This window comes from Belnapia arida (genome assembly GCF_016773205.1).
Classification (GTDB): Bacteria; Pseudomonadota; Alphaproteobacteria; order Acetobacterales; family Acetobacteraceae; genus Belnapia; species Belnapia arida.
Window position 1 is genome coordinate 196014 of the sequence record NZ_JAETWB010000005.1, and the last position, 13848, is coordinate 209861.

Sequence of the window (13848 nt, forward strand, 5' to 3'; positions counted from 1 at the left end):
ATGGCCAACGAGCCGGGAAGCTTCGATGTCGTCGTGGTCGGCGGCGGGCCCTCCGGGGCGACGGCGGCAGATGACCTGGCGCAAGCCGGGCGGCGGGTGCTGCTGCTCGACAAGGCAGGACGGATCAAGCCCTGCGGCGGCGCCATCCCGCCCCGTCTGGTGCGCGACTTCGACATCCCCGACCGCATCATCGTGGCGCGGGTGAATGCGGCGCGGATGATCGCGCCCTCCGCGCGCGAGGTCGACATGCCGATCGAAGGCGGCTTCGTCGGCATGGTGGACCGGGAGCATTTCGACGAATTCCTGCGAGTACGCGCGGCGGAGAACGGGGCGGAGCGCGCCACGGGCAGCTTCGAGCGGATCGAGCATGAGGCGGATGGGACGGCGGTCGTCGTCTATGCCGCAAAGGATGGCGCCGAGGTGCGCGTCAGGACGCGGCTGGTGATCGGCGCCGACGGGGCGAAGAGCAAGGTGGCGAAGCAGGAGGTGCCGGCGGCAGCCAAGGTGCCCTGCGTCTTCGCCTATCATGAGATCGTCGCCTCGCCGGCCGATGGCACGGGCAGCTTCGACGCGAAGCGTTGCGATGTTTTCTACCAGGGGCGGCACTCGCCGGATTTCTACTCCTGGATCTTCCCGCATGGGGAGACGACGAGCATCGGCACCGGCTCCGCCCATAAAGGCTTCTCGCTACGCAGCTCGGTCGGCGCGCTGCGCGAGGCGACGGGGCTGGCGGGGCAGGCGACGATCCGCCGCGAGGGGGCGCCGATCCCGATGAAGCCGGCCAAGCGCTGGGACAACGGGCGCGACGTGGTGCTGGCGGGGGATGCGGCGGGCGTAGTCGCGCCGGCCTCGGGCGAGGGCATCTACTATGCCATGCTCGGCGGCAGGCTGGCGGCGGAGGCGGCGGAGGCCTGCCTCGCCACGGGCGACGCGCGGGCGCTCGGCCTCGCGCGCAAGCGCTTCATGAAAGCGCATGGCCGCGTCTTCTGGATCCTCGGGATCATGCAGTATTTCTGGTATTCCTCCGACAAGCGGCGGGAGAAGTTCGTCGCCATCTGCGAGGACAAGGATGTCCAGCGGCTGACCTGGGAATCCTACATGAACAAGGAATTGGTCCGCCGCGATCCGCTCGCGCATGTTCGGATTTTCTTCAAGGATCTGGCCCATCTTTTCGGCTTCGCCCGCGCCTGAGCAGGAGTGCCCTCGATGACCCGTTTGCGCTCCCTCGACATCCCGACCGCGCCGCGCCATGGCGCAGGGCAGAGCCTGCCGCTGAAGGTCGGTACGCGCGGCTCGCCGCTCGCCCTGTGGCAGACGCGGCATTTCCTCTCGATCGTCAGCGGCTTCTGCCCGGTGCTGCGCAATGCCAAGGCCTTCGAGGAGCATGTCATCAGCACCGAGGGCGACCGGGTGCAGGACCGCCGGCTCGCCGATATCGGCGGCAAGGGGCTCTTCGCCAAGGAGATCCACGAGGCGCTGCTGGATGGGCAGGTGGATTTCGCCGTCCACAGCCTGAAGGACCTGGAGACGGAGCTGCCGCCGGGGATTGTGCTGGCCTGCCTGCTGCAGCGTGAGGACCCGCGGGATGCGATCATCCTCGGGCCCGTGTGCGGGGCGCCGGACCGGCGCGATCCGCTGGCCTGCATCCCGCATGGGGCGCTGATCGGCACGGCGTCCGTCCGGCGGCAGTCGCAGATCCTGGCGATGCGGCCGGACCTTCGCTGCGAGATCATCCGCGGCAATGTGCAGACGCGGCTGGGGCGGGTGCGGAACGGGGATTTCGCCGCCTCCTTCCTGGCGCTGGCCGGGCTGAAGCGGATGGGCCTCGAGCGCGAGGCGGGCGTCGTGCTCGAGGCCGATGCGGTGGTGCCGGCCGCCGGGCAGGGCATCGTCGGCGTCACGGTCAGGGCCCGCGACGTGGAACTGCACGAGCTGCTCGCCGCCATCGAGGACCGGGAGGCGCGGATCGTCGCCACCGCCGAGCGGGCGCTGCTCGGGGCGCTGGACGGCTCCTGCCGGACGCCGATCGGGGCCTATGCGCGGCTCGGGGCGGATGGGGTGGTGCGGCTGACGGGGCTCATTGCCCGGCCGGATGGCAGCTACCTGCTGCGCGACAGAATCGAGGGGCCGGCGATGGAGGCGGAGCGGCTCGGGCGGACGCTCGGCGAGCGGCTACGGCGGGAGGCGCCAGCGGATATTCTTGCCTGACAACGGGTTGACGGACCGGCTCCGCATCGGGAGGCTGCGCGCTCACCGGATGAAGGAGCCTTCGCGTGCTGAGACGCTTCCTGCTCGCCGCCCCGTTGCTGGTCCTCGCCCTCGCCGCGCCGGCGCAGGAGGCGGACCACCCGCAGAACAGGCCGCTGGTCGTCGGCTCCGACTTCGGCGTGGCGCCCTGGATGGTGCGCGGGGCGGGCGGGCCGGAGGGCTTCGGCGTCGACCTGATGACGGAGATCGCCAAGCGGCTGGGACGGCCGGGGGTGGAGATCGTCGACGTGAACTTCTCCGGGCTGTTCGCGGCGCTCTTCGCCAGGCGCTTCGAATTCACGGCCAATCCGCTGAACATCACCGAGGAGCGGGCGCAGCGGATGCTCTATACGGAGCCCTTCTTCGCCACGGGCAACGGCTTCATCACCCGACGCAACGAGACGTTGGCGGGGCTGGAGGCGCTGAAGGGCCGGGCCATCGCGGTCAACCGGGGGACGATCAGCGACACCTGGGCGACGGCGAATGCCGAGAAATACGGCTTCGAGGTGCAGCGCTACGACACCTTCCCCGACAGCGTGCAGGCAGTGCTGACGCGCCGCGCCTTCGCCGCGATCAACGAGATTCCGACGACGGTCTATGCCGCCAGCCAGAACCGGCAGATCACTGTCGCCTTCAAGGACTATACGGGGCGCAATTTCGGCATCGCCTTCCGTCCGGAGAGCCGGGAGTACCGCAACCGGGTGGAGGAGGTGCTGGAATGCATGAAGGGGGACGGCTTCCTCGCCCGGCTGCATGAGAAGTGGTACGGGGCGCCGCCGGATGCCGGCTCCTCGATGACGCAGGTTTTCCCGGGCTATGGGCCGCCGGGGCTGCCGGGCTTCGAGGATACGGCGCACACGCCGCGCTGCCAGTAGCCGCCGCATGGAGCGGCTGGCCGAGTACTACCTCAACCTCGACATCCTGCGGAGCTACGGGCCGGAGATCGCTGCCGGCCTTTGGGTGACGCTGGCGGCGGCCATCGCCACGGTCGTGCTCGGCATCGGGCTCGGCTTGGCAATGGCCGTGGCGATGGCGGCCAGGGTGCCGGTGCTGCGACAGGCCATCGTGGTGTGGATCGAGCTGTTCCGCACGCTGCCGCAGCTCGCCGTCATCATCGTGCTGTATTTCGGGCTGCCCTATGCGGGGGTCACGCTCTCGCCCTTCTGGGCGACGGTGGGGGCGCTGGGGGCGGTGCTGTCGGCCTTCGCCGCCGAGATCTTCCGCAGTGCGATCCAGGCGCTGCCGCGGGGGCAGTGGGACGCGGCCTATGCGATGGGGTTCCGGTTTCGTGGGACCTTCTTTCTCGTGATCCTGCCGCAGGCGGTGCGGCTGGCGATTCCGCTGCTGACCAACAGGGCCATCGCCATCACCAAGGGGACGGCGCTGGGGACGGCGGTCTCGCTCTCCGAGGTGCTGGGGCGGGCGCAGAGCGCGATGGCGATCGCGGCCAACCCCTCACCGCTGACCCTCGCCGCGGCGCTCTATCTGGTGCTGTTCCTGCCGTTGGTCATCGCCAGCCGGTGGCTCGAGGCGCGGCGGGTGGTGCCGCGCTGATGCTGCAGGACCTGATCGACAACTTCGCCGACTGGGACAGCCTTGTGCGGGTCTGGCCGCTGCTGGCGCAGGGGGTGTGGCTGACGGCGAAGCTGGCGCTCGTCGCCCTGCCGCTCGGCATGCTGGCGGGGCTGCTGGTGGGGCTGGGCTGCGCGCTGGGGGGACGCGCCGTGCGGGTCGGGCTGCTGTGCTGGATCGACCTGTTCCGCGCCTTCCCGGTGCTGGTGCTGCTGGTGCTGATCTATTACGGCCTGCCCTTCCTCGGGCTGACGCTGCCCGCCTTCGCCGCGGTGGTGCTGGCGCTGGTGCTCAACAACTCGGGCTATTACGGCGAGATCTTCCGGGCAGGGTTGGCCAGCATCCCGCATGGGCAGCGGGAAGCAGCGGCGGCGCTCGGCCTCTCGCCGTTGCGCGCGATGCTGCTCGTCGTGCTGCCGCAGGCGCTGCGGGCGGTGATCGCGCCGCTCGCCTCGAACAGCCTGGAGCTGGTGAAGGCGACCTCCATCGCCGCGATGGTCGCGCTGCCGGAGCTGTTGCGGAGCGCGCGGGTGGCGCAGGAGCAGACCTACAACCCGACGCCGCTGATGGCGGCGGCGGTGCTGTATTTCGTGCTGCTCTGGCCCTTCGCGCATGCGGTGGCGCGGCTGGAGCGGCGGATGCTGAAGGCGAGCGGGGCAGGGCGATGAGGCTGAAGGATCGCGTGGCGCTCGTCACCGGCGGGGCATCGGGGATCGGCCGCGCGATCGCGGCGCGCTTCGTCGCGGAGGGTGCGACGGTGGTGATCGCCGATGTCACGACCGCCGTGCGCGAGGGCGGGCAGCCGACACATGAATGGCTCGGCATCGAGCATATCGCCACCGATGTGTCGGTGGAGGCGGAGTGCGAGGCGGCGGTCGCGCGGGTGACCGAGCGGCACGGGCGGCTCGACGTGCTGGTGAACGATGCGGCGGTCACCCTCGGCAAGCCGCTGCTGGACTGCACGAGGGAGGAGTGGGACCGGGTTCTGGCGGTGAACCTCACCGGCTGCTTCCTGATGAGTCGCGTGGCGGTGCGGCAGATGGTCCAGCAGGCGCCGCGGGGCGAGGTGCGGGGACGGATCGTCAACATCTCCTCGCAGCATGGGATGGTCGCCTCCCCGGGCGACATCGCCTATGGGACCTCGAAGGCAGGCGTCGCCTATCTGACGCGGCAGGTGGCGGTGGACTACGCGGCGCAGGGTATCGTCTGCAATGCGGTGGCGCCGGGGAAGATCCTCACCGGCAAAACGGGGCGGGCCATCGACCCGGCAATGATCGCCTATTCCCATGCGCGTACGCCCTGGCCACGGCTCGGGCGGCCCGAGGATGTGGCGGGGGCGGCGCTGTTCCTCGCCTCGGACGACGCCATGTACGTCACTGGGGAGAACCTGATGGTCGATGGCGGGTGGATGGCCTACTGAGGCCCAGACCCCGGCGACCGCCGCGGCATGATCCGTATACGCATTAAATGCGCTTAATCGCAAACTTGTAGGTTGTGCCGGACGTCCGTTGTTTCAAAAATGGATCTCGGAACGGAGATCAAGATGGCAGCCCTGCTTCACCTTTTTACTTACGGTATCGCGACCTATTTCGCTCTCATTCTTGTCTATCTGGGCTACTGCCTCGTCAGGGACAGGAACCGGCAGCATGGGCGGGATGCCTATGCAGCCAGGGCCGGCGCCAGCAGGGCGAAGGCCGCCCGGCGCCGGCCGGCCAGCAGCGGGGAATGGGCTGCCGGCTTCTGAGGAAGCGGCCGGCAGCGGCCTCAGGCCGGGGCCTGAGACCTGTACCAGTCCAGCAGCTGCACGCCGTTCCAGTGCAGCACGCCGCTGTGCTTCGCCACGTGGTCGTAGAAGCGCTCCAGATACCTGATGCGGTGCGGCTGGCCGGAGATGTAGGGGTGGATGGCGATGGACATGATCTTCGCCCGCTCCGCCCCCTCCTCGTAGAGCCGGTCGAACTGGTCGATGGCGCGCTTCAGCAGGTAGTCGCTCTCATGGTGCTGGACGAGCATCATCGGAATGTCGTTCAGCTCCACCGTGTAGGGCAGGGTGACGAGCGGGCCGCGCTCCGTGCGGATGGTGGTGGGCTCGTCGTCATAGACCCAGTCGCCGATGTACTGCACGCCGGCCTCGGCCAGCAGCTCCGGCGTCTCCAGCGTCTGGGTGAGGCCCGGGCCGAGCCAGCCGACGGGGCGGGTGCCGGTGAAGCGCTCCAGCGCATCCATCGAGCGATGGATCATGGCGCGCTGGTCCGGCTCCTTGTGGATCGGCCCCTGCTCCCAGGAATGGCCCATGAACTCCCAGCCGGCCTTCAGCGCCTGGCGGGCGACGCGCTCGTAGTCCTCGCAGACACGGGCATTGATCGAAAGCGTGGGCGCGATGCCGAGGCGCTCGTAGAGCTTGAAGAAGCGCCATACGCCGACGCGCATGCCGTATTCGTGCCAGGACCAGTTCGGCACGTCGGGCAGCAGCACCTGGCCGGTCGGCGGCGGGAGGACCTGGCGGGCCATCGGCTTGCCGATGTCCCAGGCCTCGAGGTTGACGATCGTCCAGACGGCGATGCGCGCCTCGCCGGGCAGGCGGAGCGGGGGCCGGTCGACGATGGCGGAATAGGCGGCTCGGTCGCGTGGCTGCATGGGCATCCTAGATCCTCCGCACGCCCCAGAAGACGCAGTGGCCGGTGGGGATATCGGTGATGTTGCGGCGATAGGCGGTCACCCGGGAATACTCGCCGAGCGGCACATAGGGCAGGTCCTGCATCGCCTGACGCTGGATGTCGCGGGCGATGCGCTGCCGGGCGGCGAGATCGGCGGCAGCCATCCAGTCGCGGCGGAGCTGCTCGATGCGCGGGCTGTCGGGCCAGCCGAACCAGGCCGCGGCGCCGTTGGCGCGGAGCGCGAGATGGGAGACGGGGTCGAGCTCCCCGGCGCCTGCGATGCCGCTGACGAAGATGCTCCAGCCCCCCTGCGAGACAGGGACCTTGCTGGCGCGGCGCTGGACGATGCTGCCCCAGTCGGCGGCCACCACCTCCACCGCCATGCCGGCCTGACGGAGCGCGTCGGCGACGACCTCGGCCAGGGCCTTGAGCTGGGCGACATCGTTGGGTTGGAGGATGGCGACCGGCTCGCCGCGATAGCCGGCGGCTTCCAGCGCGCGGCGGGCGGCCGCCGGGTCGCGCGGGCCGCGGAGCGGGGCGAGGCCGTCCTCGCAGGCCATCGGCGTGCCGGAGAGGAAGGTGCCGGCATCGTCGCTCCAGGTGGCGCGGTCCTCGCCGAAGGCGGCGAGCATGCAGTCGGCCTGCGAGATCGCCGGCAGCACGGCGCGGCGGATGGCGGGGTTGCCGAAGGGCGCTTGCAGGTGGTTGAAGCGCAGCACGCAGGCATTGCGGTCGTCGACGGCGGTGACCACGAGGTCGCGGTTGCGGCGGAGCAGGCGGGTAAGGTCGGCGCCGGCATATTCGAGCCAGTCCACCTCCCTGTGTTGCAGGGCGGCGGCGGCCGTCGCCGGATCGGGAAGGATGTGCCATTCCATCCGGTCGAAATGCACCCGCTTCGGGCCGGCGGTGCGGCTGGGCGTGCCGGGGCGCGGGAGGTAGCCCTCGAAGCGGGCATAGGCGAGGCGGGCGCCGGCCAGGCGTTCCTCCGGCAGGAAACGCCAGGGGCCGCTGCCGACCATTTCGACAAGGGGACGGCCGGGGTCAGTGGCGGCCAGGCGTTCCGGCATCATCGCCGGCATGGCGGCGGTGACCTTGCCCAATGCCTGCGGCAGCAGCGGGAAGGGCTGCTTCAGGCGGAACAGGATCCTGCGGTCGTCGGGGGCGGAGAGCTCGTCGGTCGCGGCCAGCAGCTCGGCGCCGACGCCGTCGCCCGCAGCCCAGCGGCGGATGGAGGCGGCGCAGTCCCGCCCCCGCACCGGCTCGCCGTCATGGAAGCGGAGACCCTCGCGCAGGGTGAGGGTCCAGCGGCGGCCATCCTCCTCGACGACATGGCCCTCGACCATCTGCGGCTGGATGCGATAGCCGGCATCGGTGCCGTAGAGAGTGTCGAAGACGGCATAGCCGTGCAGCATCGTCACCGTCGCCGTGGTGGCGATGGGGTCGAGGATGGCGAGGTCGGCCTGGGGGACGAAGCGCAGCACCCGCGGCGCCTGGGCGAGGGCCGGGCTGGCGAGGGCGGCGGCCAGGGGGGAGGCCAACAGGCTGCGGCGAGGGAGGCGCGGCATCGCGGCAGCTTGGCAGCCCCGGAGCAGCGCGCCAAGCTCACCGCCTCGGGAGTGACAACCATGGCCCTGCGCTGCGACCTCATCATCCGCGACGCCATGCTGATCGACGGCACCGGCGGGCCGGCGCGGCGGGGCGATCTCGGCGTCAGCGGGGACCGGATCGCGGCCGTAGGCGACCTCTCCGGGGCCGTTGCCGACCGCGAGGTGATGGCTGGCGGCCGGGCGGTGGCGCCGGGCTTCATCGACGCGCATACGCATGACGACCAGGCGGTGCTGTGCGGGCCGCAATGCATGGCCTGCAAGACCTCGCAGGGGGTGACCACGGTGGTGGTCGGCAATTGCGGCATCAGCCTCTCGCCGGTGCCGATGGCCGAACGCCCGCCGGCGCCGCTCGATCAGGTCTGCGCGCCGGAGTGGTGGATCTTCGACAGTTTCGGCGCCTATGCGGAGCGGCTGCGGCGGGAGCCGGCCGCGGTCAACACGCTCGCGCTGATCGGGCACATGTCGCTCCGCCTCGGGGCCATGGGGCGGGACCTCGACCGGCCGGCCACCGACCGCGAGGCGGAGGCGATGCGCCGCAAGCTCGCCGAGGCGCTGGCGGAGGGGGCGGCGGGGCTCTCGACCGGGCTGTTCTATGCGCCGAGCAGGCACGCCCCGACCGAGGAGGTGATCGCCGTCGCCGAGGCGCTCCGGGCGCATCGCGGACTCTATGTCACCCATATGCGGAACGAGGCGGAAGGGGTGCTGGATAGCATCGAGGAGACGCTCTCGATCGGCGCCGCGGCCGGGGTGCCGGTGGCCATCAGCCACCACAAATGCGCCATGCCGGAGAATCACGGCCGGTCGCGGGAGACGCTGGCCGCGATCGAAGCGGGAGCGCGGCGGCAGGCGGTGGCCTTCGATGTCTACCCTTACGCCGCCGCCTCCACCTCGCTCGCTGCGCGCAAGCCGCGGGCGGACGTGCCGGTCAGGATCGCCGCCTCCCTGCCCCATCCCGAGATGGCGGGGCGGATGCTGGACGAGGTGGCGGCCGGATGGGGCGTCTCGCTGGAGGCGGCGGTGGAGCGCCTGCTGCCGGCCAGCGGCATCTTCCACAACATGGCGGAGGAGGATGTGCAGCGGATCATGGCCCACCCCATGGCGATGATCGGCAGCGATGGCGGGCCGCTGGCGGAGCACCCGCATCCCCGGCTCTGGGGCACCTTCCCCCGGGTGCTCGGGCATTACGGGCGCGATCTCGGCCTCTTCCAGGTGGAAGCGGCCATCCACAAGATGACCGGCCGGCCGGCCGCGGTCTTCGGCCTCGAGGGGCGCGGGGTGCTGGCGCCGGGGGCCTTCGCCGACCTGGTGCTGTTCGACCCGGCGACCATCGCCGACCGCGCGACCTTCGCCGAACCGCGGCAGCCGGCGGCGGGGATCGCCGAGGTCTGGGTCAACGGACGGACGGCGTATGCGGAGGCGGGCGGCGCGACGGAGGCCCGGTCCGGACGCCTCCTGCAGCGAGTCGCGGCGTGATCCCTGCGGGGTGCGACAGACGCGACAATTCTTCCGCGACGATGGGACCGCTATGAGACGCATAAGGCGTTCAATGACGTCCATGCCCGACCATGCCCCGACGCAGGATCTGATGGACCCCGCCGAGGCCTCGCTGCTGCTGCCTGCCCTGCTGCGCCGGATGAAAGCCGGCATCGGCGTGTTCGAGCCCGACCTGACGCTGCGCATCGCCAACCCGGCGCTCGCCACGGTGCTGGGGCTGACCCTGCGGCCCTTCCGTGGCCAGGCGCTGCCCTCATTGCTCGGCGCCTCGATCGGGCCGGCGCGGGGCCCCTTCGAGGCCCCGGCCGGCGGTTCCGCCCGTTGGGTCACGCCGGATGAGCGCCACCTCGAGGTCGAGGTGGAGGTACTGGCCGATGGCAGCCGGCTCGGCCTGTTCCGCGACGTGACCCGGCAGCAGGAGGCGGAGGAGAGCCTGGCCACGGCGCGCAGCCGCAGCGAGCTGCTGCTGCGCTACGTCACCGACTGCGTCGTGCTGCTGGACCCCGACGGGGTGATCCTCGAGAACACCGACCGCTCCGGCCGGCTGCTCGACCTGCCGCCGGAGCTGGTGCAGCCGGGCTGCACCCATCAGGACGTGCTGCGCTACATGTACCAGCGCGGCGACTACGGCTTCGAGGAGGCGGAGGACGCCTTCGTCGCGCGGCGGCGGGCGGAGATCCTGGCCGCCGGCGACCTCACCTTCACCGCGCTGATGCCGAACGGGGTCTGGGCGGAGTATAATTTCTGGCCGCGGCGGGACGGCCATCTGCTCATCATCATCCGCGACGTGACCGCGCTGAAGGAGGCGCAGGCGACGCTGGAGGCGGAGCGGGCGCAGGCACGGCGGCTTCTGGCCAGCCTCGGCGATGCGGTGATGCTGTTCGATGCGGACGGCACCCTGCTCGAGACCAACGGGCATGAGGAGTCGGTGCTCGGCCTGCCGCCGGAATTCGGCCGGCCCGGCGCGCGCTTCCAGGATGCGCTGCGCCACATGGTACGGCGCGGCGATTTCGGCCGCGACCGGCCGGAGGATGCCGAGGTCGCCATGCATTGGCTGGCGCTCACCTCGCCCGGCCGCAAGCGGCTGGCGCAGCGCTTCGCCAATGGCCGCTGGATCGAGCTGCACTACCACCCGCAGCCGGACGGCAAGCTCTGCATCGTCGCGCGCGACATCACCGAGATGCGCGAGAGCGCCCTGGCGCTGGAGGCGGAGCGGGCGACGCTGCGCACCGTCATCGACAACCTCGCCGATGGCGTGATGCTGTATGACAAGGACTACCGCTGGCGCATTGCCAACCGGCAGCTCATGGACTTCCTCCGCCTGCCGCCCGAGATCGCGCATCCGGGCGCGAGCGGGCGGGACATCCTCCGCTTCCAGGCCCTGCGTGGCGATTTCGGGCCGCCGCCCGAGGACCAGGCGGCGCTCGAGGCGCTGGTGGAGGAACGCGCCCGGGCCATGCTGCAGCCGGGCGGCAACCGCTATGTGCGCAAGACCGCCGGCGGGTATTGGATCGAGTTCAACATGCTGCCCTTACCGGATGGCGGGCTGCTCACCTGCTTCCGTGACATCACCCGCCTCAAGGACCAGGAGGAGGCGCTGGAGGTGGAGCGCGCCCTGCTCCGCCGCGTGCTGGACGGGCTGCAGGACGCGGTGATCCTGCTCGACCCCGATGGCGCCATCGTCGAGACCAACGGCAAGGCCCCTGCCCTCTTCGGCCTGCCGGAGGAGCTGATGCAGCGCGGCTCCTCGCACCAGGCGGTACAGCGCTGGCGCTACCGCCACGGCGAATTCGGCTTCGACCGGCCGGAGGACGAGGTGGTGGAGGAGCGCTGGGCGACCGTGAAGGCGAGCGAAGGGCCGATGCCGCTGCGCCTGATGCCGAACGGAAAGTGGGTGGAGAACCAGTTCCGCACCCTCCCCAACGGCCAGATCCTCGCCACCTGCCGGGACATGACGGCCTTGAAGCTCAACGAGCAGGCGGCGCTGGCCGCCAAGGGCGAAGCCGAGGCGGCGCGCGACGCAGCCGAGGCGGCGGCGCGCGCCAAGGCGACCTTCCTCGCCGCCATGAGCCACGAGATCCGAACGCCGATGAACGGCGTGCTCGGGATGATGGAGATCCTGGAACGCTCCGGCCTCTCGGCCGATCAGGGCCGGGCGCTGGCCGTGATGCGGGAGAGCGCGCAGTCGCTGCTGCGCATCATCGACGACATCCTCGATTTCTCGAAGATCGATGCCGGGCGGCTGGAGGTGGAGGCGCTGCCCTTCAGCCTGCGCAGCCTGGTGGACGGCATGGTGGAGACGCTGGCGCCGCAGGCCCGCGCCAAGGGCCTCGCCCTCTTCACCGACCCGGCGGGGCCGGGGCCGGACTGGGTGACGGGCGACCCGACGCGGGTGCGGCAGATCCTCTTCAACCTGCTCGGCAATGCGCTGAAATTCACCGAGCGCGGCTTCGTCCGGGTGATGGCGGATACGCGGCCGGAGCCGGACGGGCGGGTGCAGGTGGTGCTGGCGGTGGAGGACAGCGGCATCGGCATGGATGCGGCGGCGCAGCTGCGGCTCTTCCAGCCCTTCGCCCAGGCCGACAGCTCCACCACGCGGCGCTTCGGCGGGACGGGTCTCGGCCTCTCCATCGTTCGGCGGCTGGCGCAGCTGATGGGCGGCGACGTGACGGTGGAGAGCACGCCGGGCCGCGGCAGCCGCTTCACGGTGACGCTGCTGCTTGCCCCGGCGGCGGCGGGGGAGGTGGCGGAGGAGGCGGTGGCGGCCAGCCCAGTGGCGGCACCGCAGACGCTCGAGGGGCTGCCGCGGCTGCTGCTGGCGGATGACCATCCAGTGAACCGGGAGGTGCTGCTGCGCCAGCTCGAGGTGCTCGGCCTCAGCGCCGACGTGGCGGAGGACGGGGCGGCGGCGCTGAAGCTCTGGCAGGCGCGGCGGCACGGCATCCTGCTGCTCGACCTGCACATGCCGGAACTCGACGGCTTCGGCCTCGCCCGGCTGATCCGCGAGGAGGAGGCGGCGGAAGGGCTGCCGCGCACCGGCCTCGTCGCGGTGACGGCGGATGCGCTGAAGGGCGAGGATGCGCGCTGCTATGCGGCGGGAATGGATGGCTTCCTCTCCAAGCCCGTCTCGCTCGATGCGCTGGCCCGCACCCTCGGCCGCTGGCTGCCGGAGCTGGCCCCCGAGGCGGCGACGGCGACGGATACGGTAAGCGGCGCGCTGTTCGACCCGGAGGCGTTGCGCGGGTTGTTCGGGGCAGATGCGGCGCGGCTGTCGGGCATCCTCGACAGTTTCGCCGCCAATGCCTCGCAGGAGGTGGCGACGCTGGCTGCGGCGGCGGAGCCGAACCGGCTGGCGGGCACCGCGCACCGGCTGAAGGGTGCCTCGCACATGGTCGGCGCGCGGCTGCTGGCGGAGCAGGCGGCGCGCGTCGAGAACCTGGCGCGCGAGGGTGAGCTGGCGGCGGCGCGGCAGGCGGCAGCGGGGATGGAGGCGCTGCTGGCGCAGACGCTGAAGGCGGCGCGGGCAGGATTGTAGCGCCGGCGGCGCGGCATGGTATGCAGGGCGATGCTCCCTGCCCTTCCCTTGGCCGCCGACTGACATGCCCGATTTCGGCAATGGGGTGCAGAGCTTCGTCCTCGCCTTCTCGGCGCTCTTCTCCATCGTGAACCCGATCGGCGCGGCGCTGGTCTTCAGCGAGGTGACGGCCGACCGCAGCCATGCGGAGCGGGTGCTGCTGGCCAAGCGCATCGGCCTCTACGCGGCGATGATGATGCTGGGGGCGCTCTGGCTCGGCGCCTATGTGCTGGAGTTCTTCGGCGTCTCGCTGGCGGCGCTGCGCATCGCCGGCGGGCTGGTGGTGGCCGTGCGGGCCTGGAGCCTGCTGATGGCACCCGAGGCGATCGAGGCACGCAAGCAGGAGCAGGCGGGCGAGGCGACCGGCGCGGCGGACGATGCCTTCTTCCCGCTGACCATGCCCTTCACCACGGGGCCGGGCACCATCTCGGTCGCGGTCGCGCTCGGCGCCAACCGGCCGCCGGGCGGAGTGGGGGCGATCCTGCCCTTCTTCGCCGGGGTCTCGGCGGCGGCCGTCGCCGTCGCGGTGACGGTTTGGCTCGCCTATTCCTCGGCGGACCGGCTGACCGGCCTGCTCGGCGAGGCACGGGCGCGGGTGGTCTCGCGGCTTGCGGCCTTCCTGATGCTCTGCGTCGGCACGCAGATCACCCTTGGCGGCGTCGTCGACGTGCTGCGGCCGCTGCTGGCGGGACGCTGA

General features: G+C 71.2%; 12 protein-coding genes. 10 read left to right on the plus strand and 2 right to left on the minus strand.

All coding sequences use genetic code 11. The annotated features are described in order from the left end of the window. From JMJ56_RS14050 to JMJ56_RS14080, 7 genes are all read left to right on the plus strand, one after another. Nucleotides 1–1191, plus strand: coding sequence for a geranylgeranyl diphosphate reductase (locus tag JMJ56_RS14050; protein ID WP_202832387.1), 1191 nt, complete (start codon nucleotides 1–3; stop codon nucleotides 1189–1191). Nucleotides 1192–1206: 15 nt separating this feature from the next. Next, entirely contained in the window at nucleotides 1207–2208 is a 1002-nt protein-coding gene (gene hemC, locus JMJ56_RS14055) for a hydroxymethylbilane synthase (protein ID WP_202832388.1), read from the plus strand. Nucleotides 2209–2273: 65 nt separating this feature from the next. Beyond that, nucleotides 2274–3122 (plus strand): ABC transporter substrate-binding protein, encoded by an 849-nt coding sequence (locus JMJ56_RS14060; RefSeq protein WP_202832389.1) that lies wholly within the window; start codon nucleotides 2274–2276, stop codon nucleotides 3120–3122. Nucleotides 3123–3129: 7 nt separating this feature from the next. Beyond that, complete coding sequence (locus JMJ56_RS14065) at nucleotides 3130–3801, plus strand: amino acid ABC transporter permease (RefSeq protein WP_202832390.1); 672 nt, start codon at nucleotides 3130–3132, stop codon at nucleotides 3799–3801. Further along, nucleotides 3801–4487 carry an amino acid ABC transporter permease gene (locus tag JMJ56_RS14070; protein ID WP_202832391.1) on the plus strand — a complete coding sequence of 229 codons (687 nt, stop codon included), beginning with the start codon at nucleotides 3801–3803 and terminating at the stop codon, nucleotides 4485–4487. Before JMJ56_RS14065 ends, JMJ56_RS14070 begins: the two co-directional genes overlap by 1 nt. Continuing rightward, nucleotides 4484–5239 (plus strand): SDR family NAD(P)-dependent oxidoreductase, encoded by a 756-nt coding sequence (locus tag JMJ56_RS14075; RefSeq protein WP_202832392.1) that lies wholly within the window; start codon nucleotides 4484–4486, stop codon nucleotides 5237–5239. The genes JMJ56_RS14070 and JMJ56_RS14075 overlap by 4 nt, the downstream gene beginning before the upstream one ends. Nucleotides 5240–5362: 123 nt before the next feature. Next, the gene (locus tag JMJ56_RS14080; RefSeq protein WP_202832393.1) at nucleotides 5363–5563 is read left to right on the plus strand and encodes a hypothetical protein; all 201 of its coding nucleotides are present in this window, start codon (nucleotides 5363–5365) and stop codon (nucleotides 5561–5563) included. Between the two features lie 20 nt (nucleotides 5564–5583). Here the strand turns inward: JMJ56_RS14080 and JMJ56_RS14085 are convergent, their stop codons facing one another. Next, complete coding sequence (locus tag JMJ56_RS14085) at nucleotides 5584–6456, minus strand: polysaccharide deacetylase family protein (protein ID WP_202832394.1); 873 nt, start codon at nucleotides 6454–6456, stop codon at nucleotides 5584–5586. Nucleotides 6457–6463: 7 nt separating this feature from the next. Next, nucleotides 6464–8041 carry an ABC transporter substrate-binding protein gene (locus JMJ56_RS14090; RefSeq protein ID WP_202832395.1) on the minus strand — a complete coding sequence of 526 codons (1578 nt, stop codon included), beginning with the start codon at nucleotides 8039–8041 and terminating at the stop codon, nucleotides 6464–6466. 60 nt (nucleotides 8042–8101) lie between these two features. Here JMJ56_RS14090 and JMJ56_RS14095 point away from each other — a divergent pair, with 60 nt between their 5' ends. From JMJ56_RS14095 to JMJ56_RS14105, 3 genes are all read left to right on the plus strand, one after another. Continuing rightward, nucleotides 8102–9556, plus strand: coding sequence for an N-acyl-D-amino-acid deacylase family protein (locus JMJ56_RS14095; protein ID WP_202832396.1), 1455 nt, complete (start codon nucleotides 8102–8104; stop codon nucleotides 9554–9556). Between the two features lie 82 nt (nucleotides 9557–9638). Beyond that, on the plus strand, nucleotides 9639–13112 hold the full coding sequence (locus JMJ56_RS14100; protein WP_202832397.1) for a PAS-domain containing protein: 3474 nt from the start codon (nucleotides 9639–9641) through the stop codon (nucleotides 13110–13112). Between the two features lie 64 nt (nucleotides 13113–13176). Further along, a complete protein-coding gene (locus tag JMJ56_RS14105; RefSeq protein WP_202832398.1) occupies nucleotides 13177–13848 on the plus strand; it encodes a MarC family protein in 672 nt (223 codons plus the stop codon).

Coding starts and splice junctions, on each gene's coding strand:
- hemC (WP_202832388.1), top strand. CDS start 1,207: ATGACCCGTTTGCGCTCCCTCGACATCCCGACCGCGCCGCGCCATGGC.
- JMJ56_RS14065 (WP_202832390.1), top strand. CDS start 3,130: ATGGAGCGGCTGGCCGAGTACTACCTCAACCTCGACATCCTGCGGAGC.
- JMJ56_RS14050 (WP_202832387.1), top strand. CDS start 1: ATGGCCAACGAGCCGGGAAGCTTCGATGTCGTCGTGGTCGGCGGCGGG.
- JMJ56_RS14100 (WP_202832397.1), top strand. CDS start 9,639: ATGCCCGACCATGCCCCGACGCAGGATCTGATGGACCCCGCCGAGGCC.
- JMJ56_RS14070 (WP_202832391.1), top strand. CDS start 3,801: ATGCTGCAGGACCTGATCGACAACTTCGCCGACTGGGACAGCCTTGTG.
- JMJ56_RS14085 (WP_202832394.1), bottom strand. CDS start 6,456: ATGCAGCCACGCGACCGAGCCGCCTATTCCGCCATCGTCGACCGGCCC.
- JMJ56_RS14080 (WP_202832393.1), top strand. CDS start 5,363: ATGGCAGCCCTGCTTCACCTTTTTACTTACGGTATCGCGACCTATTTC.
- JMJ56_RS14095 (WP_202832396.1), top strand. CDS start 8,102: ATGGCCCTGCGCTGCGACCTCATCATCCGCGACGCCATGCTGATCGAC.
- JMJ56_RS14090 (WP_202832395.1), bottom strand. CDS start 8,041: ATGCCGCGCCTCCCTCGCCGCAGCCTGTTGGCCTCCCCCCTGGCCGCC.
- JMJ56_RS14075 (WP_202832392.1), top strand. CDS start 4,484: ATGAGGCTGAAGGATCGCGTGGCGCTCGTCACCGGCGGGGCATCGGGG.
- JMJ56_RS14105 (WP_202832398.1), top strand. CDS start 13,177: ATGCCCGATTTCGGCAATGGGGTGCAGAGCTTCGTCCTCGCCTTCTCG.